Origin of the sequence: Jiella flava (assembly GCF_017349315.1) — a bacterium.
GTDB lineage: Bacteria > Pseudomonadota > Alphaproteobacteria > Rhizobiales > Rhizobiaceae > Jiella > Jiella flava.
In genome coordinates, this window is the sequence record NZ_JAFMPP010000006.1 from 172,068 (window position 1) to 189,275 (window position 17,208).

Sequence of the window (17,208 nt, forward strand, 5' to 3'; positions counted from 1 at the left end):
GCGCTCTGATGGCGGACGCGACGAATGAGTTGATCTCCGAACTGATAAAACGTTTTCACGAACGCTTCGACAAGCTGGATCATGGTCTGTCGCAGGTGAAGCAGGAGCGAATCGCCCTGCCCGGACATATGCTGTCGACTCAAAATGATATTCACACCATCGACATGAAACTGGATCGTGTGGATGAGCGGTTCGATCGCGTCGAGCGCCGCTTGGATTGGTGAGAATTGGCCGAACCGAGCAGTCCGTACGCTCCAGAATGAGAGACGTCGCTGTCAGACTTCGGGCGGCCGGTCGCAGCATCGCGTCGTCCAACAACGCGACTGGGATCCGGCGCGCCGAGTGCGCTGCTCCGCCCCCTCTTTTTCTTGCCGATAATTCGGCTTATCAAGCCGTCGTCGCATCGGGCCATCCTTCCATCCAGTGGCCGCAAGTCCAGGATTCTCCGTATGAAGACCGCCGTCGTCCTTCTTCCAGGCCTCAACCGCGACCGCGACATGATCGCCGCGCTGACCACGATTACCGGCCAGGTGCCGGAGACGGTCTGGCAGACCGAGACCGTGATCCCCAAGGTCGATCTCGTCGTCGTGCCGGGCGGCTTCTCCTTCGGCGACTATCTGCGCTGCGGCGCGATCGCCGCGCGGTCGCCGGTGATGCGCGCGGTCGCCGAGGCTGCCGCCAAAGGCGTTCCGGTGCTTGGCGTCTGCAACGGGTTTCAGATTCTGTGCGAGGCCGGGCTTCTTCCGGGCGCCCTGATGCGTAACGCCGCGCTGCGCTTTGTCTGCCGTGAGGTCAAGCTGAAAGTCGCCAATGCCACGACGCGCTTTTCCTCGGCCTATGCGCAGGGGCAGGTGATCCGTTGCCCCGTCGCTCACCACGAAGGCAATTATTTCGCCGACGATGCGACACTGAAAACGCTGCAGGACGGTGAGCGGATCGTCTTCCGCTACGCCGAGGGGACCAATCCGAACGGCGCGATCGATGACATCGCCGGCATCGTCAATGCCGCCGGGACCGTCCTCGGCATGATGCCCCATCCGGAAAATCTCATCGAACCCGAACATGGCGGCACCGACGGACGCGGGATCTTCGAGAGCGTGCTTGGCATCTCAGCGAGCCTTGCGGCGTAAGGTACCGGTGATGGACATCCGCATCGCCTTTGCGATCCCGACAATCGTCGCTCTCACCGCGCTTTCGGCCTGCGCGACCCGGCCGGCCGCGACCCAAGCCGCCGATACCGGCCTTGACCGGATGGAACGGCTGACGCTCAACGCCCATCGCTGCTGGTTCAAGTCCAAGGACCCGGCCTTTGCCCGCTACACCCTCGCCCCGGAACTCTCCTCCTTTTCGGGCCGGCCGCGCTTCCTGCTGGTGCCGAAGGGAAAACCCGAGGAGCGCCCGCTGGTCGTCATCGAAGGACGCAGCGGCTCGTCCGAGATCGAGACGTATGGCCCGTTGATGAGCGATACCATCGGCCATCGCATCGGCGCCGACATCAAGCGCTGGTCGGCGGGCGACAATGGTTGTGCGTCCTGACGCCATGCGGCTTGGCGGTCAAATTTTGGGCGTCGTGCTCGCCGCGCAGGCTGTCGCGGGATGCAGCAGCGCCAGCGGTACGGCGAACGCTCTCGATCTCGCCGCCCGGCCACAAGCCGCCGAAGCACGACCTGTGGCAGCGACCGGCACGCGCGAGCAACTCGTGTCGTCGGGCATCGACATGTCATCGGACATGGCGGGAGACGACGCTGCGTTCCGAACCGCCGGCATCGGCGTGTCCGGCCGATCGCCCTCCCCGGCCGAGATCGACTATGCCAGGGCCACGGCAGCAAGCCTGTTCCGCCGCCGCAAGGCCGAGCGAGCAAAAACCTTTCTCCCTGCCGGCCTGGTCACGGGCTATGGCTTGTGTTTGCGCGCGCCCGACCGCAAGGGCTCAGGCTACGACTATATCCTGATCCTGATGCCCCATCGCCTTCGCGGCGGCGCGATTTCCCAGGTCGACGACGACACTTTGGTCATGCGGCGACCGGCGGACACGGAGCCGTGCCGCGGCGCCCCGCTCGCCTGGGTCATCGCAAGCTGACCCCGACGCAGCGAAAGCAGGCGCACGCAGCATCAGGCCAGGTCGGCTCACGAAACCGACGCAGCGGAAGACAGGCAGGCGGCAAATCCAAATCTCGACCGGGATAGGCGGCCTGTCAGTGTCGTGTGTCGCTTGCGGGTAAGAGGACGGGATCCGGACAATCGAAAAACCGCGGAGGAAAAATCAGCAGCCACTTGGTTCCCCCCTCGATTGATCGCGTCAACTCGCCATTCAGCTGCTCGGCAAGTGCCGCGATGATGCGCGTTCCCGTCCCCTTGCTTTGCCGCGGCCCCTCGATCAGACCGACGCCATCATCGTGAATCGTCGCCTCAAGCTTGTCGACGCCGTTGCGCTTGAGACTGATCGTCACGCGGCCATCGCCTCTGCCAGGCGGAAACGCGTGTTTGAGGGCGTTCGTCACCAATTCGTTGACGATCAGTGCAAGCGGAGTGGCGTCTTCGATATGCAGCCGCACCGGAGTCAATTCCCAGTCAATGACGATCGAGTCCTTGGCGAGTGCCTGCCGCAGTCCGGTGCAGATTCGCGCAATGAGTTCGTCCGCCTGGACAAAATCGGTCTGGTCGGTGTTGTCGAGAAGATCATGAACCGCCGCCACCGAGATGATCCGCCGCTGCATGTCGCGGATCAGATCGGCGCAGTCGAGATTGCGCGTCTGCCGCTTTCCGGCGTCGAGCAGCCGCAGAAGCAAATTGAGATTATTCTTAACCCGATGAACAAGTTCACGGTGCAAGCGGTGCTGCTTGGCAAGCAGCTCGGTCAGTGTCTTTTCCGCCCGCTGCCCTTGTGCCAACGCCTGATTCAAGCTGGCAATGAGCCGACGATGCTCAGCGAACTGAACCTTCTGCGTCGGCTCCGACGTGATCATCACCAAACTCGCGTCGCATTCAGCGTCTGACATGTGAATGCGGCAGCCGCGGAACAGTGCGCGCAATCCTTTCTGATCACCCCGGGCGCGGATCAGCGAAAAGGGTTGCCACTGCGACCTTCCGGCGAGATGACGCATTATCTGAACGACCTTGTCGGGTGCATCCAGCCAGAACGCGCCGAACCGCAGGGGACTCTCGATCGATCCGTTGGCCGCCCCATTGGCGATCTCGTTCAGTTCCCGTGCTTTTGCATTGGCGAAAACAATTTTTCCGCTGTCGTCGAGAAGCATGAGTTCCATCTCAAGGCGATCCAGGACGGATCGATCTAAAGCCGAGATCGACGAACTCCGCTTCATGACGGCCTCTAAATCAGATCATCGAAACGAGGCGACCGATAATATTCCCTTTCATCCGCAAGCCGGTCGTCGTGCGGCTTGAGACTCACAATGACTTCGCATTCCCGATCGCCCTGGGCGATCGTGTGAGACAACCGGACCCGCGCATAACCATGGTTATCCGCGCAGATCCGGCCAAACACATTCGACGTCATCATGCAAAACATCGGGCGATTCATCACGTCCCTCCCGAACGGACAGCGGGTATTGCCAAGAACGATTCGATCGGCCGCGACCTGCTTGATGTAGAACCCGCCATCGATCCGGCGCTTCAGATCGACGAAGATGCGCGCCAAAGTGTCGAGGTCGAAATCCTCCGGCCCTAATTTTGCGTGATAGAGTTGATTAATCCACTCTCCGATCGCGCCCCCGACCGTCGCAACATAACCGGCTGCATCGTCGGTGCCGACAACCTCTTCAATTGTATTGCTGAGTTCACGCAGCATTCGGCAGAAAAACTGGTCGCGACCAAAATCGAGCGGTAGCTGTTTAATCGTTCGTCGGTCCGCCTTGCCATTGCGATGCATCTGAAGACCCCCTCTTGGCTTGAGTGTGAGTCTGACGGATTAACGAGACTAAAAATCGCCTTCATTCGTGCGTTGCTGAATTCGTCAGCCATCCGAGGATGCTCAAATCTCGGCGCGCCGAAATACAACCCTTGCGAGATTTATGCCCTTTTAACGGGAAAAAAAGTCAATTGAGTCGCAGCCTTGCGCCCTTGGTCAGACAAGCAGCGCGGAACAGAACGGAAGGGTGGGTTATGGCGTGCAATCTCTTTTGCCCCGGGCTCGCTGATGGTAACACCGCGCCAACGCAGACTTGCTCCTGGAACCCGCCATGACCGCCCATATCGACATCACGCCCGAACTCGTTGCCGCCCATGGCCTCAAGCCCAACGAGTACGAGCGGGTGCTGGCGCTGATCGGCCGCACACCGACCCTGACCGAGCTCGGCATCTTTTCGGCCATGTGGAACGAGCACTGCTCCTACAAGTCCTCAAAGCGCTGGCTCCGCACGTTGCCGACCAAGGGTGAACTGGTGATCCAGGGCCCGGGCGAAAATGCCGGCGTGGTCGACATCGGCGACGGATTGTGCGTGGTCTTCAAGATGGAGAGCCACAACCATCCCTCCTATATCGAGCCCTATCAGGGCGCGGCGACAGGCGTCGGCGGAATCTTGCGTGACGTCTTCACCATGGGCGCCCGACCGATTGCCGCGATGAATGCTCTCCGCTTCGGCGCGCCGGATCACCCAAAGACGAAGCATCTCGTCGCCGGCATTGTCGCGGGGGTTGGCGGGTACGGCAATTCCTTCGGCGTGCCGACGGTGGGCGGCGAAGTCAATTTCCACGCCCGCTACAACGGCAACTGTCTGGTCAACGCCTTTGCCGCCGGCCTCGCCCGCACCGATGCGATTTTCTATTCGAAGGCCGAGGGCGTCGGTCTGCCGGTGGTCTATCTCGGCGCCAAGACCGGCCGCGACGGCGTTGGCGGCGCCACCATGGCATCGGCCGAATTCGACGAATCGATCGAGGAGAAGCGCCCGACCGTGCAGGTCGGCGATCCCTTCACCGAAAAATGCCTGCTGGAGGCCTGCCTGGAACTCATGCAGACGGGTGCGGTGATCGCGATCCAGGACATGGGTGCGGCGGGCCTCACCTGCTCGGCGGTCGAAATGGGCGCCAAGGGTGATCTCGGCATCGAACTCGATCTCGACACCGTCCCGGTGCGCGAGGCGAAGATGACCCCTTACGAGATGATGCTGTCGGAGAGCCAGGAGCGCATGCTCATGGTGCTGCGGCCGGAGAAGCGTGAGGAAGCCGAGGCGATCTTCGTCAAATGGGGGCTCGACTTTGCCGTCGTCGGTCGCACCACCGACGACCTGCGCTTCCGCATCCTGTTCGAGGGCAAGGAAGTGGCGAACCTGCCGATCAAGGAGCTGGGCGACGAGGCGCCGGAATACGACCGGCCCTGGGTCGATCCGAAGGCCCGGCCTGATCTTACCGCCGAGAGCATCCCGCACCCCAAGGACTGCGGCGCCGCGCTCTTATCGCTGCTCGGCTCGCCCGACCTCTCCTCCCGCCGCTGGGTGTTCGAGCAATATGACACGCTGATCCAAGGCAATTCGCTGCAGCGACCGGGCGGTGACGCAGGCGTGGTGCGGGTTGACGGCCACGCGACCAAGGCGCTCGCTTTCTCCTCCGACGTCACGCCCCGCTATTGCGAGGCCGATCCCTATCAGGGTGGCGCACAGGCCGTCGCCGAATGTTGGCGCAACCTGACGGCGGTCGGCGCCGAGCCGCTGGCGGCGACCGACAATCTCAACTTCGGCAATCCGGAAAAGCCGGAGCTGATGGGCCAGTTCGTCAAGGCGATCGAGGGCATCGGCGCCGCCTGCACGGCACTGGCGTTCCCGATCGTCTCCGGCAATGTCTCGCTCTATAACGAGACCCAGGGTCAGGCGATCCTGCCGACCCCGACGATCGGCGGTGTCGGACTGATCGAGGATCGCGCGCGCACGGCCCGAGTCGATACGTTGAGCGAGGGCGATGTCCTGTTCCTCGTCGGCCGAGACGGCAGCCATCTCGGCGCCTCGGCCTATCTGTCGACCATCGAGGGCCGCGAGGAAGGCGCGCCGCCTCCAGTGGATCTTGCCGAGGAAAAGCGCCACGGCGATTTTGTCCGTGCGTTCATCCATGCCGGCGTCGTCGCCACCTGTCACGACCTGTCCGATGGCGGCCTTGCGGTCGCGCTCGCCGAGATCTGCATGGCGTCGCGATGCGGCGCCAATGCCGAGGCTGGCGACGGCCCGGATCACGCGGTTCTGTTCGGCGAAGACCAGGCCCGCTACGTCGTCGCGCTGAAGGCCGATGAGGCCGAGCGTTTCGTCGCCGCCGCACGTGAAAGCAACGTGCCGCTGCGCCGTCTCGGCACGGCCGGCGGCGACCGGCTTACGATCGCCGGCCGGCTTGACCTCGCGCTCGAGGCGATGACACGCGCCCATGAAAGCTGGTTCCCGAGTTTTATGTCGGGGACGCTGGTCGAGCCATCGGCCGCAGCCTGACGCGCAAACGGCCGGCTCGCATTGCGGCGGGCCGAGACGCCGTCTATCTTGCCAAGTGAAGCAAGAGAATCCGGAGACCAATCATGCCGATGAATGCCCAGGACATCGAACGGATGATCAAGGAAGAGATTCCCGACGCTGTCGTAAGCATTCGCGATCTTGCGGGAGACGGCGACCATTACGCCGCCGACATCATCTCCGAGAGTTTTCGCGGCAAGTCGCGGGTGCAGCAGCATCAGATGGTCTATAAGGCGCTGCGCGGCAATATGGGCGGTGAACTGCACGCGCTCGCCCTGCAAACCAGCGCACCGAAATGATGTCGCGCAACGAGGTCGTCAACAGTCTCATAACCCGTTGTCGGAGCACGCCATGCTTGGCGAGTGCGGGCTGTCCTTGATTTTGCCGTATCGTCGGCGTTTGTGAACCTCCATGGGCCGTCTCCGGCCCGTCCATCGCCGCTTCCATCGTCAAATCTCTGCAGTCAGGCTTTGATCCGCGCTCGCCGCGCCGCCATTTCGAACCAGCGCGGCGTCGATGCAGCGGACTCAGCCCGGCCCCACTCCCAGGCTTCACGCAATACCGTCCCGAAATTGATGGCCTGCGCGCGATGGCGGTTGTGCCCGTCGTCCTCTTTCATGCAGGCGTCGGCGGCTTTGCAGGTGGTTTCGTCGGGGTCGACGTTTTTTTTCGTCATCAGCGGCGATCTGATCACCACCATCCTGATCGGCGAGCTCGACGCCGGACGGTTCAGCCTGCTCGGATTCTGGGAGCGGCGGGCGCGGCGGATCCTGCCGGCTCTGTTCGTCGTCCTGGCGACGTCGACTATCGCCGCTTTGGCGGTGATGAGCCCTCTCGATCTGAAGCATTATTTGCAGAGCCTTTCTGCGGTCGCGACCTTCTGGTCGAACATCCAGTCCTGGAGCGAGAGCGGCTATTTTGACACGGCGGCTGACTTGAAGCCGCTTCTCCATACCTGGAGCCTCGCCGTCCTTTTTGAACGCGCTGCAGACCGCCAACGCGCCGTGACCTGCGAGCGCCGCCGGGACCCTGGCGTCAGATGCCATCAATTGATGCGAGCAGCCCCGTGGCGGCCGACACACGCCGTCACGCCGGCGATCCTTCAATTCCCGATGCAGGAATGCTATCTACCGGCAGATCGAACATCTGCTCCTGCCGTCGCCGGATCGCCGCTGGCACGACGGCGGATGTGGATCAGACGACCCGGGTATTCGAGCGTTTCCGCACTTTCGCGACGAGGCGCCAGCGGCGACTTGACGACGACAAACGAAAAGGACCGAGCTATGAGCGGTATCAACGACTGGATCGACAACGAGGTGAAGTCGAACGACGTCGTCCTCTTCATGAAGGGCACGCCCTCTTTTCCGCAATGCGGCTTCTCCGGCCAGGTCGTGCAGATCCTCGACTATCTCGGCGTCGAGTATAAGGGCGTCAATGTCTTGACGTCCGACGACCTGCGCCAGGGTATCAAGGACTATTCCGCGTGGCCGACGATCCCGCAGCTCTACGTCAAGGGCGAGTTCGTCGGCGGCTGCGACATCATTCGTGAGATGTTCCAAGCCAGCGAGTTGAAGGGCTTTTTCGCCGAAAACGGCGTGGCGACGAGCGAGACCGCCGCCGCCAACGGCTAATTTATCGGCGGCCATAAACGTCTGCGGCCGGCCGCGGGCGATCGCTTCGACAAAGGGCAGGCGCTGAGCTACGCTCCTGCCCTTTTTATCGTTACGGCATCACACGATCGAATTGCTGCCATGCGGGATCGGCGATGGCAGTCTAAGATCCGTGCGCTATTTGCTAATCGTGCTTACGGTCGGCCGATTCCCGCGTTGATCCGGGAGGCCCCGCCCCCATTCGTCTTGGCCAATTCGACAGCGGCTCTGGCTGCGGCGAAGGCTTGGCGCTTCGCATTGCCTAGAGCGCCCTGCGTCCTATCGGACGCAGAACGGTCGCTCTAAGCCTTTGAATTGACGCATCGTGCTTGCCGAAAATCGATTCCGATTTTCGGGCCGATGCTGTAGAGGATCCGCATGGCTCAGCCAGCACAGAAAAACGATACCCACGGCCTGCCCTATTGGGAACTGGTGACCTTGGTCGCTTGCCTGATGGCGATGAATGCTGCGGCCATCGATATTTTCATCCCGGCGCTTCAGGACATCGGATCCGCTCTCGGTGTAACGGATGCCAACCAACGCCAGCTCGTCATCACTGCTTATCTTCTCGGTTTCGGGGGCGGTCAGATCGTCTACGGCCCCGTCTCCGATCGCTTCGGCCGGCGCCGCGTGCTGCTGTTCGGCATCGCCGTCTACGTCCTCGCGGTCGGCTGGGCGACGGTCTCGACCTCCTTCGCCATGCTTCTCGCGCTGCGCGCGATCCAGGGCATCGGTGCGGCGGCGACCCGCGTGATCGCGGTGTCGGTTGTCCGGGACTGCTTCGGCGGCCGGCGCATGGCCAGCGTGATGTCCTTGGTGATGATGGTGTTCATGGCGATCCCGGTGATCGCTCCGAATATCGGCCAGGGCATCATGCTGTTCGGAACCTGGCGCGAGATCTTCATCGTCGTCGCGCTCTTCGGCGCCGCCGTCGCCCTGTGGACGGCCATCCGCCTGCCGGAAACCCTAGCCCCGGAAAACCGCCGGGAGCTGACCGGCAAGCGGATCGCCGAAGCCTTCCGTATCGTCCTCACCAATCGCATCGCCTTCGGCTATACGATCGCCACCGCAATGATCTTCGGCGTGCTCTTCGGCTTCATCAATCAGGCCGAGCAGCTCTATACCCAAGTGTACCAGCTCGGCCCCTACTTCACCCTCGCCTTTTCGGCGACGGCGATCTGCATGGCGCTGGCCTCCTTCATGAATTCGCGGCTGGTCGAAACCTTCGGGATGCGCCGCCTGTCGCATGGCGCGCTGATCGCCTTCACCGCCATCGCGGTGCTGCATCTTGCGGTCGCCTGGGCCTGCGGCGGTCAAGCGCCGATCTGGTTCTTCATTCCGATCATGACGCTGAATTTCTGCATCTTCGGCTTCATCGGCACGAACTTCAACGCCCTCGCCATGGACCCGCTCGGCCATGTCGCGGGCACCGCCTCGGCGGTTCTCGGCTTCATGCAGACCTTCGGCGGTGGCATCTTCGGCGCGATCATCGGCTATTTCTACAACGGCACGGTAATCCCGCTGCTCGTCGGCTTCATCTTGCTGTCAACGATTTCGACCTTGTGCGTCTACCTCGCCGAAGGCCGGCTGTTCGATCCGAAATATGACGACGTGACGCTGTCGCCGCAGCAGCAGGCCGAACAAAGCGCCGCAGAGTAAGGATCGGCGGCGATCGAAGATCGAATAAAGCGGCGGCGAGCCTCTCAGCTCGCCGCCGCTTTCGTTTGACTGAGCCGAAAGTGGCGTCTCAGGCGCGATCCGGGAACAACGCCTCTTTCGCCGCCTGCCAGCTGTCTTCGCTCGACGCTGCAATCAGGATGCCCTCGCGATCGCGAGGCGTGTAAGGCGTGCCGTCAGCCTTGCGCACGCAGCCGCCGGCTTCGGCGACAATCAGGGTGCCCGGCAGATGGTCCCAGGGCATCAGCTTGGCATAAACGGCGCAATCCGCGCCCCCCGAGGCGAGTAGGCGGTATTCGTGGCCGGCGCAGCGGTAATTGGCGGTGATCTTCACCCCGGCGAGACGCGGCAGCACGGCCGTCTTCAGCGCATCCGGGAAATAGGTGTAGCTGATGCAGCCAACCGCCTCGCTCATCGGGCGAAAGGCCGCCGTCTTCAGCGCGGTCTCGACGCCCGTCGCCGTCCGCCGCCGGGCCCCCGCACCCTTCTCGGCGAGCATGAAGTCGTCCCCGAGTGGATCGTAGATCAGGCCGGCCACCGTTTCACCACCACGAACGATCGCCATCATCACCGCAAACAGCGGCACGCCGGCAGCAAAATTGGCCGTGCCATCGACCGGATCGACGATGATCGCAAGGTCCGCGTCGTTCAAACGATCAAGCAGCGCGGGATCGGCGGCAACCGACTCCTCGCCGACGAACAGCGCATCCGGCAAGATGCTCCGGCACTCGCGGGCGATGAAGCGCTCCGCCGCTTCGTCGGCTTCTGTCACCAGATCGGTCGCCGAGGTCTTTTCGCGGATGTCGGCTTCCGAGAGATTGCGAAAGCGCGGCATGATCTCCCCACGCGCCGCCTCGCGCAGAAGATCGGCCAGGCGGGCGATATCGATAGTCGAGGTCAAGTGTCAGTTCCTTCGGTGTTGAGTGACAGGCCGGTAAAGTCGAAGACACTCGGATCGACGAGATGACCGGGCCGAACATTCGATAGCGCGCGCATCATGACGGTCTTGCGTCCGGGATAGCGGCTTTCGATGTCGTCGAGCATTGCTTTGGTGAGATTGCGCTGCAGGCCGTCCTGGCTGCCGCAGAGATCGCAGGGGATGATCGGAAATTGCATCGCCTGGGCGAACCGTTCCAGATCGCTTTCGGCGGAATGGATGAGCGGCCGCAGCACGAAGAGATCGCCCTCGTCATTGACGAGCTTGGCGGGCATCGCCGACAGCCGGCCGCCATGCAAGAGATTCATGAAGAAGGTTTCGAGGCAGTCGTCCCGGTGATGCCCGAGCACCAGCGCCTCGCACCCCTCCTCCCGCGCGATTCGATAGAGATGGCCGCGGCGCAGGCGTGAGCACAGCGAGCAATAGGTCGCGCCCTCAGGCAACTTGTCGGTGACGACCGAATAGGTGTCCTGATATTCGATCCGATGGGCCATGCCGTTCGCCGACAGCCATTCCGGCAGAATGTGCTTGGGAAAATTCGGCTGGCCCTGGTCGAGATTGCAGGCCAAGAGATCCACCGGCAGCAGCCCCCGCCACTTCAGATCATGCAGCAGCGCCAACAGGGCGTAGGAATCCTTGCCACCGGAAATCGCCACCAACCACCGCGCGCCCGGGCGGACCATGGCGAACCGTTCGATCGTTTCGCGCATCTCGCGCAGGAGACGCTTGCGGAGCTTCTTGAAGCCGACGCTCGACGGCGTGTCGCGAAACAGCGGATGGGCACCTTCGCCCGCCACCTCCGCGATGGGGTCATCGCCTCGGCCATCATCGGTTACGGCTCTCGCCTCTGCCCTGTCGAGCATGGTTCACCTCGCAAGCTTACGAGGCTCGTTTATCGGCTCGAGTGCGAAAGCGAAAGGGTTTGGCGGCGCGGCTACCGCATCGGCGAGACAATCGGAATCGATTTTCGGCAAAGCACGATGCGTCGATTCAAAGGGTGAGAGCGACCTTTCTGCGTCCGATCGGACGCAGGGCGCTCTAATCTAGATCCTTCGCCGAGCGACCCTGTCCCGTCCGTAAGGATGCCGCAGGCTGGCGTGCAAGCGGGTGGCGTTTATCGTGCCACCTGGCAGCCGCCGCCAGTGACAATGCACCCAGCGGAATGATCGACAAAACAAGGATCTGATAGATCGTCATGGGTCGAGTGATTTCAGCGCGTTATACGCGAGCAAATGTATGCGCCAAGCGATGAAAAGACAAATCAGAGCAACCGAACTCGACGTCAAGACATCACTCGTTTGGAGACGCGGCTCAAACAGCGCGCGCGAGGTCGACGCAAGCGTTCCCACGGCGAAGGTCGCGACCGACAGACCGTTCAGCCAGTTGGCGCGCAGCTTCACCTGCTCCTTTGCCGCCTCGGTCAAGGGCGGGCGCGGACGGCTGGAACCACTCGTCGTCACATCTCGAGCCCCTCGACCGCCCACCAAACGCACCGGTTGAGACTACATCAAATTCGCGCAGTGACGAGGGCGAGACCAACCCGGGAAACGAAAAAGGCCGCCCGGAGGCGGCCCTTTGAAACGCTGGCGCATGATCGAAACGATCAGCGCGAATAGAACTCGACCACCAGGTTCGGTTCCATCTGTACCGCGTAGGGCACGTCATGCAGGCCCGGAATGCGGGTGTAGGTCGCGACCATCTTGTTGTGATCGGCGTCGATATAGTCCGGCACGTCGCGTTCGGCGAGCTGGGTCGCCTCGATCACCGCGACGTTCTGCTTGGACTTCTCGCGGACCTCGATCACATCGCCCGGCTTGCAGACGTAGGACTGAATGTTCGTCCGGCGACCGTTCACATTGACGTGGCCGTGATTGATGAACTGGCGTGCCGCAAACACCGTCGCCACAAACTTGGCGCGGTAGACGACGGCGTCGAGACGGCTCTCGAGCAGACCGATCAGGTTCTCCGAGGTGTCGCCCTTGCGGCGCGCGGCCTCTTCGTAGATCTTACGGAACTGCTTCTCACGGATGTCGCCATAATAGCCCTTCAGCTTCTGCTTGGCGCGCAGCTGCAGGCCGAAATCGCTCGTCTTGCCCTTGCGGCGCTGGCCATGCTGGCCGGGACCGTATTGGCGGCGATTCACCGGGGACTTCGGACGCCCCCAGATGTTCTCGCCCATGCGGCGATCGATTTTATACTTGGCGGATGTGCGCTTGGTCATCGCATTTCCCTTTGGCAAAATTCAAAGGCCCACGGTTGCCCGCGGGCCGGTCCAGGAAACGCGCCCTCCTCTGTCCATTTCGGACTGACAGAACAGCGTGGGCACAAACCGACGCCGTTCACGGGACACGTTAAAAACCGGCCGAAGCGACGCTCCAGCCGGTTGTCGGGGTGTTAATATGACAGTTTGACGCTGTCAACCGGCCCTGTGCCGGAAACGGCGTCGATCTTAGTATTTCGCAATCACCCAGACCGCGTGAATGATGCCGGGAATATAGCCGAGCAGGGTCAACAGGATGTTGATCCAGAAATGCTTACCGAGGCCGACCTGCATGAAGACGCCGAGCGGCGGCAGGATGATGGCGAGGATGATACGAACGAGATCCATGGGCGATGGGACTCCACTGACAAAGCTTTAAACCTTAACGCTACGCGAGATTGTCTGTTCCGCAGTCGTTGATCGTCCTCAGCCGCGACAATGCCGCCCGTTTGACCCTTGATCCGCGCAGCGGCTTTACGCGGCACCTATCTCGGATCGACAAGCGGCCCGGCGGCGTTTGAAGGTTTGAAGACAAACGGCGCGGCGACACGCTGGACCTGAAGTCAAATGGGCCAAGCCAGCCCACGGCACGGACCGCGCGCATGGTGATCCGCAATCGCAGCCGCGGCGGTTTCACCATGCAGGTCATCGAACAGGTCGACGGCAGAACCGTCATCATCTCGGATCTTTCATTTCGCGGCGACTGAACCGGCAGCGAACGTCAGACCAAATCCCTGCAGCAGCCTGCGGGTGACGGGATCGGCGATGCCGGACGTAAAGACGGCGACGTCGTCATGCCGCTCAATCGCCGCCTCTTCGGAAATCCTGGGCACGATCGCCAGGGCTCGGCGCGCGATCGCCTCGGAGGTGTCGAGCCAATCCACCGGCCACGGCGCCATCTTGCGCATGCGATTGACGACGAAGGGATAGTGCGTGCAGGCGAGCACCACAATATCCGTCCGCCGACCGTCGGCCTCGACGAAACACGGCATGATCTCGGCCCTGACGGCCGCCTCATCGACAAAGCCGTGGCGCATGTAGCGCTCGGCGAGCGCGGCGAGTGTGACGCTTCCGACCAGCCGCACCTCGCATTTCGTCGCCCATTGGTCGATGAGATCGCGGGTATATTGCCGCTTGACGGTGCCGGGTGTGGCCAGAACTGAAACCAGACCGGAGCGGGTGCGTTCGGCCGCCGGCTTAATGGCAGGAACCGTGCCGACGAAGGTCATCGCCGGATATGCCGTGCGCAGCGCGTCGAGGGCCAGTGTCGACGCGGTGTTGCACGCGATCACACAGGCGATCGGGTCATGCGCGGCGATCAGGGCGCCAAACAGCGAGACCAGCCGTTCGCGCAGCGGCGGCTCGTCCCAGTCTCCATAAGGAAAACCGGCATCGTCGGCGACATAGACGAACCGCCGGTCCGGCAGCAGCACCCGCGCCTCGCGCAAAACCGTCAGCCCACCGATTCCGCTGTCGAAGATCAAGAGCGGCTTTTCGCTTCGCTCATCCATCACTCTTCGCCGTCCCGAGCTGCGTTCGGCGAGCCGCCGGCCAGCCGCCCGGCTTCGTGATCAAAGGCTTTGATGACACCGCGCAATGTGCGCACTTCGGGCTCGGAAAAATTCGCCTTGGTCAGCATGGTGCGCAGATTTTGAGTCAGCACCTCACGCTTCGGCTCGGGGAAGAAATAGCCGGCCCGTTCGAGCGAGGCTTCCAGATGGTCGAAGAGACGGAACAGATCCTCTTTTGCGGCCGACGGCGGCGCCTTGGCCGAAAAGCGCGGGCTGAGATCGCCGTCCTTGCCGGCCACCTGCCACGCATAGCTCATCAACAGCACCGCCTGGGCGATGTTGAGCGAGGCGAAATTCGGATCGACCGGAAAGGTCACGATCTCGTCGGCGAGCCCGACCTCGTGATTGTTGAGGCCCCAGCGTTCGCGCCCGAACAGGATCCCGGTGCCCTGTCCTTCCGCCACTCGGCGACGTAAATCGAGCGACGCCTCTTCCGGCCCCCGCACCGGCTTGAAACTGTCGCGCGGCCGCGCCGTTGTCGCCAGCACGAAATTGAGGTCGGCCGTTGCCGCTTCCACCGTGTCGAACAAGCGCACCGCATCAATCACGTGATCGGCCCGCGAGGCCGCCGCGCGCGCCTTTTCGCTTGGCCAGCCGTCGCGCGGCTTGACGAGACGCAGATCGGTCAGACTGAAATTCGCCATGGCCCGGGCCACCATGCCGATATTTTCGCCCAACTGCGGCTCGACCAGAACGATGGCCGGCCCGGCGCCCGGCGCGCGTTCCTCGCCCAAGGCTTCGCTCACGACTCCACTCCTCCTTGCAACGGACAAGGCGGCAGAAGACAATCGCCAGGAGACAATCGTGGTGCCGCATCGATCGCCCCGCCATCGATCGTGGCAACGGGGCGCGTTTAGTCGGCTGGATAACGCTTCCGCGGCGATCCGCCAAGCCGGCTCGGCCACGGCCCGGTGGATCGCCCGATCAGATGGTCGGGCGATCCACGCCCGCATAGACGGGCCACGCCGCGCCCGGCCGGCCTGTGCGCAGGAAGGAACAACCAATGGTCGCGCATGCGCCCGGCCAGTTCGCAGCACCGCGCATCCGACACGACGCTGAGATAGGCCGCGCTCAGGACGCTTTGGCCTTCGGCGCGACAAGGCGGCGATGGCCGATCGGTGCCGTGGCGCCGGTCGCTTTGCGTCTGTCACGCTGGGTGTTATAGGGCCGACACACACTCACCCATCGGTTCGACGCACGGGCACCGTTCGCGCTTGGACCTCTGAATTTCAAGGAAGGCCCCCATGGCGAAGATCAAGGTCGCAAACCCGGTCGTGGAACTCGACGGCGACGAGATGACCCGGATCATCTGGCAGTTCATCAAGGACAAGCTGATCCATCCCTATCTCGACATCGACCTTGAATATTACGACCTCGGTGTCGAGCATCGTGACGAGACCGAGGACCAGGTCACGGTCGATGCCGCCAAGGCCATCAAGCGCCACGGCGTCGGTGTGAAATGCGCCACCATCACCCCGGACGAGGCCCGCGTCGAGGAATTCAGCCTGAAGAAGATGTGGCGCTCGCCAAACGGCACGATCCGCAACATTCTCGGCGGCGTGATCTTCCGCGAGCCGATCATCTGCAAAAACGTGCCGCGCCTCGTTCCGGGCTGGACCAAACCCGTCATCGTCGGCCGTCACGCCTTCGGCGATCAGTACCGCGCCACCGATTTCAAGTTCCCCGGCAAAGGCAAGCTGACGATCAAGTTTGTCGGTGAAGACGGCCAGGAAATCGAGCACGAGGTCTTTGACGCCCCGTCGTCGGGCGTCGCCATGGCGATGTATAACCTCGACGAATCGATCAAGGATTTCGCCCGCGCGTCGATGAATTACGGCCTGCAGCGCGGCTATCCGGTGTATCTGTCGACCAAAAACACCATCCTCAAGGTCTATGATGGCCGCTTCAAGGACATCTTCCAGGAGGTCTACGAGAGCGAGTTCGCCGCGAAGTTCAAGGAAAAGGGCATCACCTACGAGCATCGTCTGATCGACGACATGGTGGCCTCGAATCTGAAATGGTCGGGCGGCTATGTCTGGGCCTGTAAGAATTACGATGGCGACGTCCAGTCCGACACGGTCGCCCAGGGCTTCGGCTCGCTCGGCCTGATGACCTCGGTGCTGATGACGCCGGACGGCGAGACCGTCGAGGCCGAGGCTGCGCACGGCACGGTCACCCGCCACTATCGCCAGCATCAGAAGGGCGAGCAGACCTCGACCAACTCGATCGCCTCGATCTTCGCCTGGACCCGAGGCCTGTCGCACCGCGCCAAGCTCGACGACAATCAGGATCTCGCCGAATTCGCCGGCAAGCTCGAAAAGGTCTGCATCTCGACCGTCGAGAGCGGCTTTATGACCAAGGATCTCGCGCTTTTGATCGGCCCGGATCAGCCGTGGCTGTCGACCACCGGCTTTCTCGACAAGATCGACGAGAACCTCCAGAAGGCGATGGCTGCGTCCTGATCCTTGAATTTGGCACAACCCAAACAAGAACGGCGCGGGAGTTTCCTGCGCCGTTCTTGTTTGGGCGCAATTTTTGCGAGCCGCTGAAAGCCATCGCGGCAGCACCGATCAAAGGCCAAGCATCCCGCCGACACAGCCAACGTCAACGACAGACCTTGCCAAAGCAAAATGGCAACGCTCGAGCACCGCGTGCGACCTATCGCGCCGCC

19 protein-coding genes are annotated in these 17,208 nt (G+C 62.5%); 9 read left to right on the plus strand and 10 right to left on the minus strand.

The window, feature by feature from the left end:
* Window positions 1-8: 8 nt before the first annotated feature.
* The 4 genes from J1C48_RS09135 (at window position 9) to J1C48_RS09150 (ending at window position 2,080) form a co-directional block, all read left to right on the plus strand.
* Window positions 9-224 carry a hypothetical protein gene (locus tag J1C48_RS09135; protein ID WP_207257528.1) on the plus strand — a complete coding sequence of 72 codons (216 nt, stop codon included), beginning with the start codon at window positions 9-11 and terminating at the stop codon, window positions 222-224.
* A gap of 225 nt (window positions 225-449) precedes the next feature.
* Entirely contained in the window at window positions 450-1,130 is a 681-nt protein-coding gene (gene purQ, locus J1C48_RS09140; RefSeq protein ID WP_207257529.1) for a phosphoribosylformylglycinamidine synthase subunit PurQ, read from the plus strand.
* Window positions 1,131-1,140: 10 nt separating this feature from the next.
* Complete coding sequence (locus tag J1C48_RS09145) at window positions 1,141-1,536, plus strand: hypothetical protein (RefSeq protein WP_207257530.1); 396 nt, start codon at window positions 1,141-1,143, stop codon at window positions 1,534-1,536.
* A 25-nt stretch (window positions 1,537-1,561) separates the two neighbouring features.
* Entirely contained in the window at window positions 1,562-2,080 is a 519-nt protein-coding gene (locus J1C48_RS09150) for a hypothetical protein (protein ID WP_207257531.1), read from the plus strand.
* Between the two features lie 115 nt (window positions 2,081-2,195).
* Here the strand turns inward: J1C48_RS09150 and J1C48_RS09155 are convergent, their stop codons facing one another.
* Both J1C48_RS09155 and J1C48_RS09160 read right to left on the minus strand, forming a co-directional pair.
* The gene (locus J1C48_RS09155; RefSeq protein ID WP_207257532.1) at window positions 2,196-3,266 is read right to left on the minus strand and encodes a sensor histidine kinase; all 1,071 of its coding nucleotides are present in this window, start codon (window positions 3,264-3,266) and stop codon (window positions 2,196-2,198) included.
* Between the two features lie 65 nt (window positions 3,267-3,331).
* Entirely contained in the window at window positions 3,332-3,889 is a 558-nt protein-coding gene (locus J1C48_RS09160) for a methanogen output domain 1-containing protein (RefSeq protein WP_207257533.1), read from the minus strand.
* 310 nt (window positions 3,890-4,199) lie between these two features.
* Between J1C48_RS09160 and purL the strand changes: the two genes are divergently transcribed.
* Together purL and J1C48_RS09170 are read left to right on the plus strand one after the other, a co-directional pair.
* A complete protein-coding gene (purL, locus tag J1C48_RS09165; RefSeq protein ID WP_207257534.1) occupies window positions 4,200-6,425 on the plus strand; it encodes a phosphoribosylformylglycinamidine synthase subunit PurL in 2,226 nt (741 codons plus the stop codon).
* A gap of 83 nt (window positions 6,426-6,508) precedes the next feature.
* Window positions 6,509-6,742, plus strand: coding sequence for a BolA/IbaG family iron-sulfur metabolism protein (locus tag J1C48_RS09170; RefSeq protein ID WP_207257535.1), 234 nt, complete (start codon window positions 6,509-6,511; stop codon window positions 6,740-6,742).
* Between the two features lie 164 nt (window positions 6,743-6,906).
* Here J1C48_RS09170 and J1C48_RS09175 read toward each other — a convergent pair whose 3' ends face one another.
* Window positions 6,907-7,143 (minus strand): hypothetical protein, encoded by a 237-nt coding sequence (locus tag J1C48_RS09175; RefSeq protein WP_207257536.1) that lies wholly within the window; start codon window positions 7,141-7,143, stop codon window positions 6,907-6,909.
* 583 nt (window positions 7,144-7,726) lie between these two features.
* On the opposite strand from J1C48_RS09175, the gene grxD reads away from it, so the two are divergent.
* The gene (grxD, locus tag J1C48_RS09180) at window positions 7,727-8,074 is read left to right on the plus strand and encodes a Grx4 family monothiol glutaredoxin (RefSeq protein WP_207257537.1); all 348 of its coding nucleotides are present in this window, start codon (window positions 7,727-7,729) and stop codon (window positions 8,072-8,074) included.
* 396 nt (window positions 8,075-8,470) lie between these two features.
* Window positions 8,471-9,751 (plus strand): multidrug effflux MFS transporter, encoded by a 1,281-nt coding sequence (locus J1C48_RS09185; RefSeq protein ID WP_207257538.1) that lies wholly within the window; start codon window positions 8,471-8,473, stop codon window positions 9,749-9,751.
* An 88-nt stretch (window positions 9,752-9,839) separates the two neighbouring features.
* On the opposite strand, the gene J1C48_RS09190 is transcribed toward J1C48_RS09185, so the two are convergent.
* The 7 genes from J1C48_RS09190 to J1C48_RS09220 all read right to left on the minus strand — a co-directional run bounded on the left by J1C48_RS09190 (window position 9,840) and on the right by J1C48_RS09220 (window position 15,283).
* Complete coding sequence (locus J1C48_RS09190) at window positions 9,840-10,670, minus strand: inositol monophosphatase family protein (protein WP_207257539.1); 831 nt, start codon at window positions 10,668-10,670, stop codon at window positions 9,840-9,842.
* Window positions 10,667-11,569 (minus strand): tRNA 2-thiocytidine(32) synthetase TtcA, encoded by a 903-nt coding sequence (gene ttcA / locus J1C48_RS09195; RefSeq protein WP_207257540.1) that lies wholly within the window; start codon window positions 11,567-11,569, stop codon window positions 10,667-10,669. Before ttcA ends, J1C48_RS09190 begins: the two co-directional genes overlap by 4 nt.
* A 330-nt stretch (window positions 11,570-11,899) precedes the next feature.
* Window positions 11,900-12,106 (minus strand): hypothetical protein, encoded by a 207-nt coding sequence (locus J1C48_RS09200; protein ID WP_207257541.1) that lies wholly within the window; start codon window positions 12,104-12,106, stop codon window positions 11,900-11,902.
* Between the two features lie 203 nt (window positions 12,107-12,309).
* Window positions 12,310-12,927, minus strand: a complete 618-nt coding sequence (rpsD, locus tag J1C48_RS09205; protein ID WP_207257542.1) for a 30S ribosomal protein S4 — start codon at window positions 12,925-12,927, stop codon at window positions 12,310-12,312.
* A 228-nt stretch (window positions 12,928-13,155) separates the two neighbouring features.
* Window positions 13,156-13,314, minus strand: a complete 159-nt coding sequence (locus J1C48_RS09210) for a YqaE/Pmp3 family membrane protein (RefSeq protein WP_207257543.1) — start codon at window positions 13,312-13,314, stop codon at window positions 13,156-13,158.
* Between the two features lie 341 nt (window positions 13,315-13,655).
* A complete protein-coding gene (gene murI / locus J1C48_RS09215; RefSeq protein WP_207257544.1) occupies window positions 13,656-14,477 on the minus strand; it encodes a glutamate racemase in 822 nt (273 codons plus the stop codon).
* Window positions 14,477-15,283: an RNA methyltransferase gene (locus J1C48_RS09220; RefSeq protein WP_231081663.1), complete on the minus strand. Its 807-nt coding sequence runs from the start codon at window positions 15,281-15,283 to the stop codon at window positions 14,477-14,479. Before J1C48_RS09220 ends, murI begins: the two co-directional genes overlap by 1 nt.
* A gap of 498 nt (window positions 15,284-15,781) precedes the next feature.
* On the opposite strand from J1C48_RS09220, the gene J1C48_RS09225 reads away from it, so the two are divergent.
* Window positions 15,782-16,999, plus strand: a complete 1,218-nt coding sequence (locus J1C48_RS09225) for an NADP-dependent isocitrate dehydrogenase (RefSeq protein ID WP_207257546.1) — start codon at window positions 15,782-15,784, stop codon at window positions 16,997-16,999.
* Window positions 17,000-17,208: the final 209 nt, after the last annotated feature.

Coding starts and splice junctions, on each gene's coding strand:
- purL (WP_207257534.1), top strand. CDS start 4,200: ATGACCGCCCATATCGACATCACGCCCGAACTCGTTGCCGCCCATGGC.
- J1C48_RS09170 (WP_207257535.1), top strand. CDS start 6,509: ATGCCGATGAATGCCCAGGACATCGAACGGATGATCAAGGAAGAGATT.
- J1C48_RS09225 (WP_207257546.1), top strand. CDS start 15,782: ATGGCGAAGATCAAGGTCGCAAACCCGGTCGTGGAACTCGACGGCGAC.
- J1C48_RS09160 (WP_207257533.1), bottom strand. CDS start 3,889: ATGCATCGCAATGGCAAGGCGGACCGACGAACGATTAAACAGCTACCG.
- J1C48_RS09185 (WP_207257538.1), top strand. CDS start 8,471: ATGGCTCAGCCAGCACAGAAAAACGATACCCACGGCCTGCCCTATTGG.
- J1C48_RS09145 (WP_207257530.1), top strand. CDS start 1,141: ATGGACATCCGCATCGCCTTTGCGATCCCGACAATCGTCGCTCTCACC.
- J1C48_RS09175 (WP_207257536.1), bottom strand. CDS start 7,143: ATGGTGGTGATCAGATCGCCGCTGATGACGAAAAAAAACGTCGACCCC.
- grxD (WP_207257537.1), top strand. CDS start 7,727: ATGAGCGGTATCAACGACTGGATCGACAACGAGGTGAAGTCGAACGAC.
- J1C48_RS09210 (WP_207257543.1), bottom strand. CDS start 13,314: ATGGATCTCGTTCGTATCATCCTCGCCATCATCCTGCCGCCGCTCGGC.
- ttcA (WP_207257540.1), bottom strand. CDS start 11,569: ATGCTCGACAGGGCAGAGGCGAGAGCCGTAACCGATGATGGCCGAGGC.
- J1C48_RS09155 (WP_207257532.1), bottom strand. CDS start 3,266: ATGGAACTCATGCTTCTCGACGACAGCGGAAAAATTGTTTTCGCCAAT.
- rpsD (WP_207257542.1), bottom strand. CDS start 12,927: ATGACCAAGCGCACATCCGCCAAGTATAAAATCGATCGCCGCATGGGC.
- murI (WP_207257544.1), bottom strand. CDS start 14,477: ATGGATGAGCGAAGCGAAAAGCCGCTCTTGATCTTCGACAGCGGAATC.
- purQ (WP_207257529.1), top strand. CDS start 450: ATGAAGACCGCCGTCGTCCTTCTTCCAGGCCTCAACCGCGACCGCGAC.
- J1C48_RS09135 (WP_207257528.1), top strand. CDS start 9: ATGGCGGACGCGACGAATGAGTTGATCTCCGAACTGATAAAACGTTTT.